Origin of the sequence: Arthrobacter sp. GAS37 (genome assembly GCF_044908325.1) — a bacterium.
In the GTDB taxonomy this organism is placed as follows: Bacteria; Actinomycetota; Actinomycetes; order Actinomycetales; family Micrococcaceae; genus Arthrobacter; species Arthrobacter ramosus.
The window spans coordinates 1-16,047 of the sequence record NZ_JBIYDB010000037.1; the positions used below are offsets into that span (position 1 = coordinate 1).

General features: G+C 62.4%; 10 protein-coding genes. 3 read left to right on the plus strand and 7 right to left on the minus strand.

Annotated features, from left to right (window positions below; genetic code table 11):
- Positions 1 to 465: 465 nt before the first annotated feature.
- The 7 genes from ABH924_RS20325 to ABH924_RS20355 all read right to left on the minus strand — a co-directional run bounded on the left by ABH924_RS20325 (position 466) and on the right by ABH924_RS20355 (position 12,177).
- On the minus strand, positions 466 to 3,171 hold the full coding sequence (locus tag ABH924_RS20325) for an alkaline phosphatase family protein (RefSeq protein WP_404501740.1): 2,706 nt from the start codon (positions 3,169 to 3,171) through the stop codon (positions 466 to 468).
- 278 nt (positions 3,172 to 3,449) lie between these two features.
- Positions 3,450 to 5,204 carry a phospholipase C gene (locus tag ABH924_RS20330; RefSeq protein WP_404501742.1) on the minus strand — a complete coding sequence of 585 codons (1,755 nt, stop codon included), beginning with the start codon at positions 5,202 to 5,204 and terminating at the stop codon, positions 3,450 to 3,452.
- Positions 5,205 to 5,383: 179 nt separating this feature from the next.
- Entirely contained in the window at positions 5,384 to 7,033 is a 1,650-nt protein-coding gene (locus ABH924_RS20335; protein WP_404501744.1) for a purple acid phosphatase family protein, read from the minus strand.
- 259 nt (positions 7,034 to 7,292) lie between these two features.
- Positions 7,293 to 8,492, minus strand: a complete 1,200-nt coding sequence (locus ABH924_RS20340; RefSeq protein ID WP_404501746.1) for a fumarylacetoacetate hydrolase family protein — start codon at positions 8,490 to 8,492, stop codon at positions 7,293 to 7,295.
- Positions 8,489 to 9,976, minus strand: coding sequence for an aldehyde dehydrogenase (NADP(+)) (locus ABH924_RS20345; RefSeq protein ID WP_404501748.1), 1,488 nt, complete (start codon positions 9,974 to 9,976; stop codon positions 8,489 to 8,491). The genes ABH924_RS20340 and ABH924_RS20345 overlap by 4 nt, the downstream gene beginning before the upstream one ends.
- A complete protein-coding gene (locus tag ABH924_RS20350; protein ID WP_404501750.1) occupies positions 9,973 to 11,319 on the minus strand; it encodes an enolase C-terminal domain-like protein in 1,347 nt (448 codons plus the stop codon). Before ABH924_RS20350 ends, ABH924_RS20345 begins: the two co-directional genes overlap by 4 nt.
- 129 nt (positions 11,320 to 11,448) lie before the next feature.
- Entirely contained in the window at positions 11,449 to 12,177 is a 729-nt protein-coding gene (locus tag ABH924_RS20355; RefSeq protein WP_404501752.1) for a GntR family transcriptional regulator, read from the minus strand.
- A 502-nt stretch (positions 12,178 to 12,679) separates the two neighbouring features.
- Between ABH924_RS20355 and ABH924_RS20360 the strand changes: the two genes are divergently transcribed.
- From ABH924_RS20360 to ABH924_RS20370, 3 genes are all read left to right on the plus strand, one after another.
- Complete coding sequence (locus ABH924_RS20360; protein ID WP_404501754.1) at positions 12,680 to 13,510, plus strand: DeoR/GlpR family DNA-binding transcription regulator; 831 nt, start codon at positions 12,680 to 12,682, stop codon at positions 13,508 to 13,510.
- A 422-nt stretch (positions 13,511 to 13,932) separates the two neighbouring features.
- A complete protein-coding gene (locus ABH924_RS20365; RefSeq protein ID WP_404501756.1) occupies positions 13,933 to 14,685 on the plus strand; it encodes an MBL fold metallo-hydrolase in 753 nt (250 codons plus the stop codon).
- 27 nt (positions 14,686 to 14,712) lie between these two features.
- Positions 14,713 to 16,032, plus strand: coding sequence for an MFS transporter (locus ABH924_RS20370; RefSeq protein WP_404501758.1), 1,320 nt, complete (start codon positions 14,713 to 14,715; stop codon positions 16,030 to 16,032).
- The last annotated feature ends 15 nt before the right edge of the window (positions 16,033 to 16,047 follow it).

Consider the following 16,047-nt stretch of genomic DNA (forward strand, 5'->3'; position numbering starts at 1 on the left):
GAACGGATCACACCAAGCCGGCGCTGCCGGACCGCCCCCGGCGATAATGGCCGGCCCGGACGGGCAGGATCTGCATTCACTTCATATCGTCTAGACCGGCCGCTCGAACCTTCCTGCTCCAGACAGGTCCCGGATCTTCTATCGATCCTCCAGAGGCAGGCATCGCGGAGCAATTGGTTTTTCCAGCGCGGCGATGCCGGGGTGCGGGCACCGCGATTGGGCCGGTCGGGCGTCGAAGGAGCTCGTTTCCGTCTTGCAGTCGATGCTTCGCCGTCAGGGTAAATGCGTCGGCTGCTCACTTCCGGATTTCCCGCCTTCCAATCTTGGCCATGGCGACCTCGACCTGGCGAATCACAGCATAAACGAGACACGGTCGTTGCAACTCCCAAAATTCTGGGTGTTGCAACGACCGCTAGAACCAAGGTATAGACGGGGCCCGTTATGGGTTTAGCCGTGGTCTTGTTGCTATTTCCCGGTCCCGATGGGGGCGTTGTCGCCGTCGCCGGGTCCGTCGGGTACTTCGTTGGGGAAGAGGATGCGGGCGTCTCCGGGGTAGGGGGTGGTCCAGTTGTGTGCGGCGTACCAGTCGACCCGGTTGAGTCGGCCGGGATCGACGCGGTCAGGTCCTGACCAGTCCTGTTGCGCCGACCAGGTGCCCCATGCGGCGGCTGCGCCGGTGAGGGTGTTCGGTGCCCCGTTCATGGTGTCGAGCGGGATCTGGTTCGGCTTAGCGGTGTACGGGGTGGTGTCTGCTTTGTTGGTGAATGCCGAGTACATGGGTTCGGCGGCGAGGTCCATCTGCGTCATGGGCGGCAGGGCGAGGATCTGCTCGATGGTGCGCACGACGTTGAGCTGGGTGTAGAAGTCGCTTACGACCGCGTTACGGCGGGCATATGGGGACCAGATCAGCACCGGGGCGCGGTGCCCATCGACATGGTCGACACCGTTCTGGCTGTCATCTTCGACGACGAACACGGCGGAGTCCTGACCGAACTTGCTATGCGAAATGCCGTCGATGATCCGTCCCACTGCAAGGTCGTTGTCGGCGACCATGGCCGAGGGTGTTGGGGAGCCGGCCGAGGTGCCAGCGGTGTGATCGTTCATGATCGTCATGATGTTCAACTGCGGCAGGTTGTTGTTTTGTTCAGCGCTCTTCAGGTCCTTGAGGAACAGGTCGGCCCGATACTGGTCCGGGATCTGCAGCTGGAAGCCCGGGAACTGCGGCTGCAGGATCTTCGTGAGCGAGGGCACGTCGGTGGAGGCGTGGAACGCGTCCTGCGGGATGATCGCTGGTTTGCCGGCTTCCTGGGCCAGGGTGTTCTGGTACCACTGGGCCCAGCTGTTGGTGTCGTTGGCACCGGTGGCGCTGGTCCACTTGTTCGTGTACTCGCCCCAGTCCTTGGCGCTGACGCCGTGCGCGGCAGCGTTGTCCCAGAGGAACCCGGTGGAGCCGTAGGCCATCGCGTCCCCGCCGTTGTAAGGGTAGCTCCGGGTGTAGTTGCTGATCGACTGGTTCAGATACTCATCAACGTTGGCCTGTGTCAGCCACTGGTGGCCATCGGCGGACATAGTGCCCGAGGAGTAGGTGTTATCCAGCAACGGTCCTTGCTGGACCAAGGCATGGAAATTCGGGGTGATCGCCCCGCCGAACTGGGCTAGGAAGGGTGCGCCGTTGCCGCGGGTGTCGTCGCCCAGGACTTGGTCGTACGTGCGGTTTTCCTTAACGATCATGAACACGTGCTTGATGGTGGAGGGGTCACCGGCACGCTGCGGGATCGCCGCCGGCTTCGCTTTGCCCTGATCGCCCTTGGCCTTTTGCTGGTCCTGCCACGCGGTCCATTGGTTGTTTGACCAGACCTGCTTGGTGTAGTTGGGCATGTCGTTGGTCTTGGGGATCGGGACGGTGCTGACGAGCCCGATGTCCGAATATACGCTATGCCCGGTGACGGTCGCGGTGCCCGCGCCCTGGCTGTTGGTGGCCTGGGCGCCGAGGGACCCGACACCCTTCTGCGCGGCCACGACGATCTCGCCCAGGGCCTTGTCGAGCACCACGGTGCCGGGGTACCAGCCGGTGGGGATCAGGCCCTGAAAGCCAGCCGGTGTCTGGGCGTTGCTGTAGTCGTAGACGGCGACTGCGTTCGCGGTTCCCAGGCTCACGGCCAGATGCGTCGGATCCAGCATCGTCAACGAATTCGGTTCGCTGCCGGTCGGCGCACCCGGCAACGGGTTGACGTTGATGGTCTGGGCAACTTTGCCGGTCTTGGTATCCAGCACCGAGACGGTGTCGGAGTTGGAGTTCGCGACGAACACGTCTGTGCCCTGGACCATCAAGGCCGAGGGGGCCAGACCCACGTCGTAACTGCGCACCACGGCTCCGGTCGCCGGGTCGACCTCCGAGACGGTACCGGTAGACGGAGAACCGTTATCGGTGTTGGTGACAATATCCGTACTGTAGGAGAGGTTGGTTTTATCCCCGGGCACCGCGGTGCGCCCGCCCTGGTTGGCCACGAACGCGTGCGCACCGGCCACCACGACGTCCCGCGGCGCGTTGCCGACCGCAACCTGACGGACCAAGGCCCCGGTACCCGCGTCCAGGACAGCCATGGTGTTGGTTCCGTTCAGGGTGACCAGGATCTGCTGCCCGCCGGGGGCGAAGGCAAGACTGGCCGGCAACGGCTGCTTACCGCTCACGCCCGGCAATGCCACGACCACCGGGCTGGACAGAGTCCCGTCCGCGGCAACCGTGAAACGCAGCAGGTTTGATTTCTGCCCGGCCCACAGGCTCTTGCCATCCGCTGAGTAAAGCAACCCGCCATACCCGGCCTGTCCGCTGCCGGTGCCGGCCGGCGGCGTATACTGCTGCAGGACTTTATGCCCCACCAAGTCGGTCACGGTGAATGTGCCCTTCCCGTCATAGGTTTCATTGACCGAAGTGTGACCGTCCGGGCTCACGGCCAAAGCCATCGGCCTACCGGTCTGCTCCACCCCGGACCCGGCCGGGGTGACCAACTGGTTACTCGCGGTCAGTACCGACCCGTTGGCCTGGCGCCCGATCAGGCGCTGCCCCCAGTCGGTGTTACCGGCCGCATAAGCGCCGCCGCCAGCCAATACCAGCGCCACGGCGGCAGCCGGGATGGCCACGCCCTTACGCAAACGTCTTTTCTTGCCCATGCTGTATTTCCCCTCACCAAGAAGTCCTAGCTGCTGCGAACCCGCAAGGGTACGCAGTTCGGCCCATCGTTGAGCCCGTTCGTCTGAAAAGCTGCCTGTGGCTAGTGCCCATCCCGCCAGGAGCGTCAGGACATGCCTAGACGCGACCGGCATTCTGTGGTGTGCATCGCGGAGGTCCTTTCCGAATTTCCATGTCATGGCACCGCAGCAGATCCGCCGCAGCACCACGGCGAGCCGGTTCCTCCTGTGTCGCTGCGGCTAGAGCGCAGGATGGAGGATCAATTCCAGTTCAGGCCGTTCCACCAGTTGTTGATCTGCTTGCCGATTCCGTTATGGTTGTCGTTGTCGTTGCCGTTGGAGTCCTTTCCGGGGACGACGGCCCCGGTCGTCGGATTCAGGATGACCTTGTCCGTGTTGGGGTGTTTGAAGTCGAACATGTTGGTTAGCGAGCCCGCGTGGGCGTCGAGGGAGGAACTACCGATCTGGCCGGTGCTCCAGTTGTCCTCGATCAAACGCAGAATGGATGTCTGGTCCGTCTGGGTGTGGTCGACAAAGTTCGTCTTCGCGAACGGAGAAACCACGATCAGCGGCTGGCGCGGGCCCGGGCCGCAACGGTCCGCGTAGCCGCCGGCCATGGGTACGCCCTTGTTGTACGCGTTCAGGCAGAACGCGGCATCATCCGGTGAGTTGGAGGAGTTCTTCACGGCTGCTGCTACGTGGTCGTACCATCCGTCAGAGTCGTCGTAGGCAAGGATGACGGCGGTGCTGTCCCAGTTCTGGGAGTTCTGGATGGCATTGACCTGCTTAGCAACGAAGGCCTGCTCGTCGATCGGGTCGGAGCTTCCCGGGTGGCCATCCTGGTATTGGGGAGCCTTCAGGAACGACACGGCGGGCATGTTGTTCGAGTTGACGACCTGGTCGAATGCCGTCACGTCGTACTGGTGGTTGGCCTGGCCGTTGTGACCGATTTCTGCGACCGAAGCCGGCGGCAGGTGGTGCGGGTTGGCGGTGGAGGCATAGTACTGGAACGGCTCGTGGTGCGGGGAGTAGTCGACGATGGAGGCGCCCGTGAGGTTGGTGTGCGTGCTCAGGCAGGAAGCCGGCGTGGCTCCGGACACCGGGGCGGTCGGCGTGAATCCGCCCTGGAACCATCCCCAACTAACACCCTTGGCGTTGAGCAGATCGCCGATGTTCTTACCTTGCGCGCCAGCCACGTTGTTCGTGGTCTTATGGCTGCTGTTGGAGCAGTCGTCGTAGACCGGGTCGGGGTCGTTGATCACTGTTCCGACGCCGCTCGAGTTTGGGACGCGTACGGTGCTGGTGCTGGCTGTCGGAACGACGGGTGCACCCGCGGCAGTGAATTCCTGGATACCGTGCGTCTGGCCCGAGACCAGGTTCAACGCGCCCGGGGTTGACGGGCCAAAGCCGGTGCTGAAGGACGAGTCGCTCATGGCGTAGTTCTGGGCGTAATTCCACATACCGGTGACGGTGTTCCCGTCGTAGTAGTCCATGGTCAGGCCGGGCGCCCCATATTGGTTCGCTGCACACACGTCCTTGCTGGTGTTCTCAACGAACTTGTTCATGAGGCCACCGTTGTAGGCCAACTGTTCGGCGGTGTAGGTGTGGTTCTGGTCGCAGGTGACGGCCTGTGCCGGTGTCAGTCGCTGCGGCTGGATGGAGTTCGGGTTGTTCGGTCCCAGCAGGCCGTCGTGAGCCAGTGTGGCAATGTTCGTCGGCGTGTTCTTGGCGGCGGTGAACTGGGTTGCCGGGAGCCCGGTTCCCTGCTGGGTTTCGCCCGGCGTGTTGGCAGCCTTGGGGTAGGTGGCAAAGTAGTGGTCGAACGAGACGTTCTCGCCGAAGATCACCACCACATGCTTGATGGGTGTGGACGTGTCCACATGGTTTTCCCTGGCGGTGGCCGGGCCGGCGCCGAAGCCGAACAGGCCGGCGGTGAGGGTGGAGGTAGCCAGGACCGCGGCGCCGGCGGCGGCCGCGAATGGTTTCCAGGTGAATCGATGAGCGAGGTATCGCATGTGTTCTTCAATCTTTCTCGATGAGGTACCCGGCGCGACTTGCCGGTGTGTCAGACCCGCCCGGAAGGCTGGCCGGGACCAAAGGGTAAGGGACCGGTCTCCTTGGCCGGCTTGCTCCCGCTGCACCTGTTTGCAGCAGGAGCGGGCCGACGTGGTTCAGCCGCGGACGGGGTTTAGTTTTATTGGCCTTTGTCGTTTCCGCTGCCGACACCTTGGCGGGTGTTGTCGGTGCGGGGCCGCTGCAGTGTGAAGGATTCGAAGGCGGCCAGCTGTCCTTGTGGCCCGAGCACGTTGTAGTAGGTGACTTGCAGTTTGGTCATTCCTCCGGGCTGGGTTCCCGGGTCGACGGTGAATGCGGCGAATCCGTACGAGTTGGCGGCGTCGCGCTTGGCCGACCAGGGTGCGTCTTCCTGCGTGTAAACCGGTGGCCGCCTGTTGGTCGTAGGGTTGAGCGGTCCGACGCTAGTAATAACACGGCAGGCAGGCGGGTTGTAGAACATCTGGTTGGAGGTGACTGAGGTGCCCCCGCCTCCCAGAACCATGTGCACGGTGCCCTTGGTAGTGTCGATGATGTCGGTGTTGGTGTCTGCCGGGATTGGGGTCAGTGTCGCGTTGGGCTGCTGGCCGCGGATCGGGTGAGATCGTTCGTAGTGGTGTTCGTGGCCACAAACGACCAAGTCGACGCCGTATTTATCGAACAGCGGCACCCATTCTTGCCGGACGCCCAGATCGGCGCCGTTGAGCGCGCTCGCGGTGCTGATGACGACCTGGTGCATGCAGATTACAACCCAGTCGATGTCCTTGTCGGACCGGGCAGCGATCAGTTCCTTCTCAAGCCATGCTTTCTGCGCGCCCTGGGAGTATCCGCGGACGTAGCTGCTTCCGCTGTCCTGGATGCAGATATCATCGTTGGCCAGGCTGATCACATGCACGGAGCCGACGGTGAAGGAGTACCAGAGCCCGCGGGTGATGTCGGTTTGGCCTGGCTGCGGCGGTACCGAAAAGTATGTCTGGTAGGCCGCGTAGCCTATTGGCCCGTTGCCAAGCTCGTTCTCATGGTTGCCCGCCGCCGGCATCCATGGACGGTGCCGGGCGCTGCGGGAGTTGTTGTCCCAGAAATCGGTCCAAGTGCGTACTCGGTCCACGGAGCCATTGGCGTAGCAGAGGTCGCCGTTGAACAAGTGGAACAAGGGCTGCACGCGTTCGATTCCGGCGGGCATGTCCCCCGCAGCGGGCGAGCCGAGATTGTCGTTGACCCACGGCGGATTAGCGAGCGTAACTCCGGCCGGCGGGACGTACTTCTTTCCCAACGTCGGCGTGCCCTGGTCGCCGAAGCTGGTGAAGGTGAAAGCCTCGCGGCCGCGCGGTCCAGTACGGAAAGAACCAAACTCAGGCTGCGCGCCGTCGTGGATGGCCGCGTAGACGTAGTCGTGGGACGATTTCAGACCGGTGAGTTTCGCGTGATAGGCGTAAACGATTTGACCGGACTTACCGTCGGTGTAACTGGTCTGCACTGCATCCTGGCTCTTGCCGTAGCTTCCGTCCAACTCACCGAGCATCGCCCGGGCATGGCTGACCGGCTGCAGGGTGTGCCATGACACCACGACTTCGCTGGACGCGTCCGCCCCGAACTGAAGGTGCAGGCCGTTCACGATCGGGGTTGTCAGCGGGTCACCTACCGTCGTCGGCAACGCCGACGCCTTACCCCCAACGTCCGCGGTCGCAGGTGCCGCGCCGGCCAGCGCTGCGCCGGCACTAGCGACTCCGGCCGCCGCGAAGAAGCCACGTCGTGAAAATGCTGTACTAAAAATTTGTCTGTCATCTGTCATGTTCAACACATTGCCGGTGCAACGGTGGCCATTCGCGAAGGATAGCCAAATCTACAGCCACAAACAGATGAACAATAGGATTCGGGGTAATCATGTACGAATGCTTCGCAGAAGCAAATGGCTTGACCAACTCGGATGCCTCGTCCGAGATCACAGACTGGCGCAGATAGGGGTGGTGACTGGGGGTTTCAGCACCAGAGCCAGAGCTAGGCAAAGCACGTACGCTTCCCCACCACAGCGCGACGGCGACGCTGAACCGTCAGCTGTGGGCTGGCGTCGCGGGTTCCTGAGAGCTCAGGTAATTGAACAGCTGTCGGACCCCGAACGTCCATTCCGGCAGTTCTTCGGCTGCGGCCACGTGGTTGACGAGCGAGCCAAGGTGGCGGCTCTTGATGGTGACCACGTCACCCATCTTGTGGGTGAATCCCAGCCCGGGCGTGTCCCTGTCCTGAGCGGGTGCGAACAAGGTACCCGTGAACAGGGCGAAACCATCGGGGTACTGGTGGTGCGGGCCGAAAGTGGCCGCCACAAGTTCCTCGAATGACCTGCTGATTCTGGCCACGGAATTGCGGCCCTCCATTGCGTAGCCGTCTGTACCTTCCACGCGCAGCAGGATCTCTTCCTGCCGTACCGTGTCCAGGGTAAAACCCTCGTCAAACAGCCGAATGAACGGTCCCAGCGCGCTGGAGGCATTGTTGTCCTTTGCCTTGCCCAAGAGGAGCGCGCTGCGGCCCTCGACGTCGCGAAGGTTCACGTCGTTGCCCAGGGTCGCGCCCACAACGTCTCCCCGCGAATTGACGATGAGCACGAGTTCCGGCTCGGGGTTGTTCCACGAAGAAAAGGATGGAATCCCCACGCCGGCGCCAAGACCCACAGACGAGAGCACCGGCGCCTTAGTGAAGACCTCTGGATCCGGCCCGATTCCGACTTCCAGATACTGGGACCATAGACCTTCGGCGATTAGAACACGTTTGGCCTCCGCGGCCTGAAGAGACCCGGGGCGCACCGCGGTGATGCTGCCGCCGAGTGCCTTGCCCACGAGCTCGCGCATCGCCGTGGCCCGGCTGGCCTCTCCGCCGCAGCGTTCCTCGATGACGCGTTCGATCATGCTGTCCACAAAAGTCACGCCGCACGCCTTGATGACCTGGAGGTCAACCGGAGCCAGAAGGCAGGGTCGGCTGGTTTCCTGCCGGAGGGACGCCTCGACGACGTCAGCAGTCTTCCACCGTGGTTCGATCACCGAGCTGTCGGCAATTACCGAGCGAACATCAGCAGCCGGGTCTGTGCGCTCCAACAGCTCGGAGACCGTCCCGGCCAGGCGCTGGATGTCGAACATGTCCTCTCCGTGGACCGCCACCACACGGGGACCGGCGGTTTCGAAGTCCCAGATCCGGCCGATCAGTAGCGCGTCTCCGGCGTCGTCGGGTAGAACCGAGGCAGCGGTATGGCGGGAGTTCATCGCGGATCTTCAATCGACGGTGAGTTAGCGACACGTCCCCTGCCGCGCCACTCGCCGTCCACTCGTTGCGGCACGTTCCAAGGGTTGGCATCCCGCAGTGGCTCGGGCAGTCGCGCCTCGGGGAACGACTGATAGGCCACAGGCCGAAGGAAGCGGCGGATGGCGGCCGTTCCAACGGAGGTGGTGGCCGATGTCGTGGCGGGATATGGTCCACCGTGGTGCTGGGCATAGCTGACCGTGACTCCGGTCGGCCAGCCGTTCCACAGCACGCGACCGCTGACGTCCGTCAGCCGGGCGGCGAGCTCGGTAACGTCGTCATCCGGCTCTGCCTGCAACGTGGTGGTGAGCTGCCCCTCGAGCATTCCTGCAAGGGCCGCAAGTTCGGAATCATCGCCGTATTCCACAACTACGCTGGCCGGCCCGAACATTTCCTGACGAAGGATCGACGGATCACGGCGCACAGCAGCTGGGGTGGTGTGAAGTAGGGTTGGCGCCGGCGCCGCCGCGAAGTCGCCTTCCACCAGGACGTCAACACCGGCCTTGTCCCGAAGCTGTTCTACTGCCTCCCGGAAGCCGTGATGCAGCCGCTCACTCAGGAGCTCGGCAGGTGAGAACCCGGACAGGGCATCGCTCAGCAGCCTGCGAACCTCATCCCGGCCGCCAGCGGGGACGAACAACAGTCCCGGTTTGGTGCAGAACTGCCCCATGCCCATAGTGAACGAGCTGAAGTAACCGTTGACAATCTCGCTTCGCCGGGACTCCCAGGCTCCCCTGGTGACGAAAACGGCGTTTATCCCGCCCAGCTCGCCGAAGAATGGGACAGGCTCCGGCCGCGCGGCGGCGCGGTCGAACAATGCTCTGCCGCCCGCCGTCGAGCCTGTGAACCCAATGGCCTTGATCAGCGGATGGTCTACCAGCGCCTCGGCCGCGGGGCGTCCATTCACCAGCGAGAACAGGCCGGAGGGTGCGCCAGCGCCGTCAAGTGCGGCCATCACGGTTTCCGCCGTGCGCGCCGCGAGTTGCCGGTGGCCGTCATGCGCTTTGTGCACGACGGCGCAGCCGGCGGCCAAAGCCGAGGCGCTATCGCCACCCATGACACTGAAGGCAAACGGGAAGTTGGATGCCCCGAAGACCGCCACAACGCCGAGTGGGACGTTGACCCTGCGGAGATCCGGCCGCGGGCCCATGCCCCAGCGGGCGTCTGCATGGTCGATCGTCGCGTCGAAGTGTTCGCCCTGCCGAATTTCTTCGGCAAAGAGCCTCAGCTGGAAGACGGTGCGCTTCAATTCGCCTTCTAGCCGTGGCGTGCTGAGATGTGTTTCCTTGCTAGCCAGCTCCACGAGGGCGCTGCCGCTATTTTCCAGCCCGGTTGCCACGGCCTCCAACCACGAAGCACGGACCTGCGGATCCGCTGCGCGGCCCTTTTCGAAGGCACCGTGGGCGGCCTCCACCCTGGCGTTGAGGTCTTCGATGGTGGTGTTCATCGTACGCCGCCTGCGGGAACCAGGGACGCGCCCGTCACGGCCGCTCGGTCGCCCACCTCAAGCCAGCCGGCACCGGTGGGGAATTCCCATGTCGTCCGGGATGCGCTCAGCATCTCGGCACCCGTGCCCGGGCGGCGGGGCGCGGTGTACCGGCCGTTGAGGATGCGAACGGGCTCGGCGAAGTGTTCGTGCAGGTGATCCACATATTCGATCATCCGGCCTTCCTGCGTGCCGGTGATGGCGGCGTAGTCAAAGAAGGAGAAGTGCTGGACCAGTTCACACAGCCCCACACCGCCGGCATGCGGGCATACGGGCACATCGAAGCGGGCGGCGAGGAGGAGGTTCGCGATGTTTTCATTCACACCACCCACGCGGGTGGAGTCGAGCTGAAGGACATCGATGGCGCCAGCCTGCATGAGCTGCTTGAAGACAATTCGGCTAGCCACGGCCTCGCCGGTGGCGACACGAACCGGCCATACTCCCCGGCGGATGTCCGCGTGGCCCAAGATGTCGTCGGTGCTGGTGGGCTCCTCGATCCAGTACGGGTCGTATTCGGCCAGCTGCTTAACCCAGTCGATGGCTTCGGACACCTCCCAGCGCTGGTTGGCGTCGATGGCGATAGGAAGGTTTCCCACTGCTTCCCGGGCGATGGCCATGCGGCGGCGGTCGTCGTTTATGTCCCCGCCCACTTTGAGCTTGATCATCGAGAAGCCGTCCGCAACGGCTTCCTTACTCAGCCGCACCAGCTTCTCATCGCTGTAACCGAGCCACCCGGGCGACGTGGTGTAAGCCGGGTAGCCGTCGGTCATGAGTGACGCAATGCGGGCAGCCTTGCCTTCTTCGCCGGCGCGCAGGATGTCGAGCGCCTGCTGCGGGTTCAGGGCGTCACGGATATGCGTGAAATCGACGACGTCGACGATTTCCTCGGCGGGCATTTCACTGAGGAGCAGCCAAAGAGGCTTGTTTTCGCGGCGGGCACGGATGTCCCAAAGGGCGCTGACCAACGCTCCAGCCGCCATTTGCGTGACGCCTTTTTCCGGGCCAAGCCAACGGAGCTGCGAATCGTGGATAAGGCGCTTGGACGCGTTGCCCAGATCGTAGATCAACTCATCAATATCGCGGCCCAGCAGCAGGCGGGAGAAGGCGTCGATGGCGTACGTAATGATGTCGTTCCCGCGCCCGCAGCTGAACACCAAGCCGTGCCCCTCGTCGCTCGCGTCCGTGCGAATGACGACGTAAGCCGCAGAGTAGTCCGGGTCAACGTTGACCGCGTCGGAGCCATCGAGTTCCAAGGACGTGGGAAACCGGACGTCCTGGGTGGTGATGGAAATGATGGAGGGCATGAATCTCTTCTCTCAGTGAACGACCGGATGGCCATTTCCTATATGAATTTCAACAATCATATAGGAAATGGTATCGATATCAAGGGGTCAGCCCAGCAAAAAGCCCCGGTGCCAAGCCGGGGCTTCGTTTCACTTCACAATGTGTCGCCCTGAGGGGCCGCCGTCTTCCAGTGGCGGCAACGCTGAATTACCCGAGAAAGCCTGCGCAAACCGCCCGAATGAGTTCCTGATATGTTCGGCCATCGCCGCCTCGGCCTGCTCTGGCTCGCAGGCCTGGATGGCCTCCCGGATGGCCGAGTGCTCAGCGACGGTGATGGCGCCGTCGACGTCAGCAGGGTAAAGCCGGAACGTGTGCAGGTGGCAGTGCGTCTGTGCAAAGGCGTGGCGGACGATATTGTTGCCGGACGCAGCCAGGATCGTGTCGTGAAAGCGAGCGTCGTGCGCCACGAGGTCCTGGCGCCGGTCCCCCGCGCCCTGCATTGCGCTGCGGAACGCCGCCAGCTCGTTCTCGAGCGCCCCAGCGGGATTCGCGAGCCGATCCACCGCCGCCGAGCGCGCGGCCCAGGGTTCTACCAGAAGCCGGAACTCAAAAAGGGAGCGCAGCTCGGCCAGATCCAGTAGGGGCGTTGTACTATAGCCGCGGCCGGGGCTGTACACCACAAGGTTGTCCCCCTCAAGCCGCTGCAGCGCCTCACGCACCGGCGTTTGGGACACGCCTAGGCTGCGGGAAACGGCGTCGATGTTGATCCGCGTTCCGGGGGGGATCTGGCCTTCGAGAATGGACGCGCGCATGGAAGGATACGCGTCGCTGACGGCGGCTTTGACTCTGGAAGATTCGGAAGATTGGCGTGGGGGCACGGGCTGACCTCTTAAGGGTGGTTGGGGTTGGAGTCGCTGGGAAATTCTTCACCGGCTAGCGGCGAGGAGGCGGGTGACAGGCCTCCGCACATCATGCGGCCAAAAAGCCGACTCTCGAACTCTGGATGCCAGTCGTTGCGGTATGGAGACGTGGCATACGCGCCAACGATGAGGCCGCCCGGCGGACCCACCGGCACATCCTCCCGGCTGCGCGTGCCGTTGCGTGATCCGGTCACTCTGCCTGTCCTCTCGATGTCCCACCCTAGACCGCGGAATGTCGTCATTTGCGGGATTACCGCCAACTTCTGACAAATAGATGTAAATAATATAGGCAACTCCTGCATCCGATACGAAAACGGATTGCGGACTTCGCCCAGGAAATCGTGGATCAGCGAAGTGACCAATGGAAGCGCCGAGCGATCCTGCCCGGGTAGCATCTGATCATCGTCGAAAGCTGTGTACGGGATGTGCATCGGCCTGACCCGTAGCGAAAGGCATCGAATTGGCCACGAACTCCCACATGCGCCGCGATGAGATCGTCAAGCGCGCCACCACCGTCGGCCTGACAGGCGTGGAGGAACTCGCCGCGCGCTTCAATGTGACGGCATCGACTATCCGCCGCGACCTCGCGCGCCTCACCGCTGAAGGACTTCTCGCCAGGACATACGGCGGCGCCATAGCACCGGCTGCCCATCCTGAATCCGCGCTAAGGCAGCGCGCAGGCGAAGCGTACGACGCGAAATTGGCGATCGCCCGGACCGCAGCCCAGCTCATTCAGCCGGGAGAGTCGGTTCTACTCGACGCCGGATCGACCATCGCATTGCTAGCCCACGAGCTTAAGGCGACGAGTCGGCTTCACGTCGCCACAACGAGCCTTTCAGTCATAGCGGAGCTAAATGACAGCAAAGGCATTGATTTGGAGTGCCTCGGCGGAAGGCTGCGGGCACTCAGTCAAGCTTTTGTAGGCCCCTTGACAGAGGCGGCCCTGGAACGCATGACGTTTGACCGCGCTTTTCTCGGGGCTGACGGTGTCAGTGCAACTGATGGCGTATGTGAGGCCGAGCTTACCCAGACAAGACTCAAGGAACTCATGGCCCGACGCGCAGAGCGCGTCTATGTTCTCGCGCACGGCGCAAAGATCGGCCACCGGCCTTTCCACTTCTGGACCCGCCTGGGCAAACCCTGGACGCTGGTAACTGACGAAAGTGCCGATCCGGACGAACTAAGGGCATTCGAAGCGGAAGGGATCGACGTGTTGGTGGCCAAAAACCCCGCTGCCGCTCACTCAGACCCTCCCGGGGAAGTCAAGCCGCAGAACGCTTTGCTTCAATAACCGGGGCATCGCGAGACCAAAACCGAATCAGACGGAGCATCCCGAAGTCCAAATCTGGCAACCTCAGCCAAGAGCGGCAATGGCCGACGAGGCGCTTTGCAGAGAGACTGCGCGGTTCACGCATCTCTGATATGCGCTAAATCGCGGGTCGATGCAGCTCGCCCTCAGGCCCCGCAAAAGTAAACCCAAACGAGAGCTTCTCGCCTTGCGGCCCACTTCTTCGATCTGCGCAGAATGTGCATGGCTATTGCGCAGAACACGCATCAATGTCAAGATAGATGCATTGACCATGCATCGACGTAACCCCGTCAGTGCAAGCAGGCGCCAGTATCAGCGACGTGCGGCAAGACGCCCAGAAGCAATTGGCCGTGAAGCGCTTGGCCGGCGCATCTCTCAATACATGTATCGCAAGGAGGCGCATTGTGTATGACTTGACTATCTTGATCCAGGGTTTTCCCGGCAGAAGTACCTGCCACGGTGGACTGGGATGGAGCACCGTCTCAGTCTTGAGAGGGCAAGGGGAGACCATCCTTGTCGACACAGGCGGCTACGGATACCGTGTCCCGCTCATGGCTGCTCTCGCGAACCAAGGCATCGGACGCGAAGATGTGACCGCAGTCGCCCTCACGCACTGCCATTGGGACCACGCGTGTAACTTTCCCCTTTTCCCCAACGCGCGCATCATCGTGCCGCGCCCGGAGTTGGAATGGGCCGTCGAACAGCCCGTAGGAACGTGGGAACTGCCGGAGTTCCACGTTGATTTCCTTAGCCAATCGGATCGCGTGGAACGGATTGCCGACGGCGCAGAACCATTGCCCGGGTTCTTTGCGTTGGCGACTCCGGGACACACGCCCGGGCACTTTGCCTACCACGCGGCGGTTGAGGGCGGCCGCGCGATCTTCGCTGGCGACGCCGTCAAGAACGAAACTGAATTGATGTCAGGGGTCGCAGACATGACCCTTGATCCAGACCTGAGCCGGGAAAGCATCGAAACCGTCCGCAGGATGCTCGTCGATGATCCTTCTTCGATTCTGGTACCCGGGCATGACCGATTGCTGAGCCTCAAAGACGGGGAACCCATCGCGCATTCCCAGCTCGAAGCTGGAGTAAAAATCTGGCAGCCCAACGGCGCCGGAACCACAACCATCGACCTGCTTGCCGGCAGCTCCCACTAAATTCTTAGAAACAACGAGGTTTTGAAAATGAAAATCGCCCGCCGCCGTTGGTGGATCTATCTCCTCCTCTTCGTCCTGGTCATGATCAACTATATGGATCGGACCGCGCTCTCCGTCGCCGTAGGACCTATCCAAAAGGAGCTCAATCTCTCGTCGACTCAAGTAGGACTCATGCTTTCGGCGTTCCTATGGTCGTACCTGCTGTTCCTGATTCCCAGCGGCATCCTCACCGACCGGTTCGGCCCACGGGTAGTTAACGCAGTCAGCATCGTCGTTTGGTCGCTCGCCACGATGCTCGTTGGAATCGTCCGCGGGTTCGGTGGCCTCATTGGAGCCCGGCTGCTAATGGGAGTCGGGGAATCGTCAACATATCCGGCCGCCGGAAGAGTATTGCGCGAATGGGCGCCCGCCAGCGAGCGTGGACGCGCTGCCTCGATATACAACTCAGGTGCCTATGCCGGACCGGCCCTGGGAGCAATCTTGGCAGCGGCCCTAATTACTTCCTTTGGCTGGCAGACAATGTTCGTAATCATGGGCGCCCTCGGATTCATTTGGCTTGGTGCATGGCTGATCTGGTTCCGTGATCCGTCCAAGGCCACGTGGCTGTCGGGGCCAGAGCGAGCCATGATCCTGGAGGAGCGGAAAGTACCAGGCGAACAGCCACAGGAGGGCAAGCCCACGGGCGGCGTCCTGAGCCTCCTGCGATACCGAAGCATGTGGGGCGTGGCGCTCGTCCAGTCAGCAGCCGTCTACACGCAGTACCTTTTTCTCACTTGGCTCCCGGGCTATCTGGAGCAAGTCCATCATTTGTCGATCATGAAGTCCGGACTGTTTACGGCTGTACCGTACATCGTCGCGGTTCTTGCTGGAATCGGACTCGGTATCGTCTTTGATCGCGGGCTGAAAAGACATGCACAATCCACGGCCCGACGCCGGTATATCGTTGCCGCTTGTCTCTTGGCGAGTTCAGTCGTTCTATTGACGCCGTTTTTCTCCGACGTCACCGTGATCCTGATCCTGATCAGCATCTCGATGACGTGCATTTCCACAACGGTTTCCATGAACCTGGCGTTGCTGGGTGATCTGCTCAGGTCGCGCCATCTGGCCGGAAGGGCCAACAGCATAGCCATGATCGGGGGCAACACGTTCGGAGCCGCAGCACCGATCGTGACCGGTTACATCGTTGACACGACACACAGCTACAACAGTGCCTTCGTCGTCGCCGGCATCTTCCTGTTGGCAGGAGTCGTCGTCGCGCTGACCTTGCCGCGACACCCCATTGGAGACGAAGAGTCGGCACATGCCCATGGCTTCGACGACGCTATCGCTGCCCCCGTCGCACAATAATCACCTTGCAGAGCC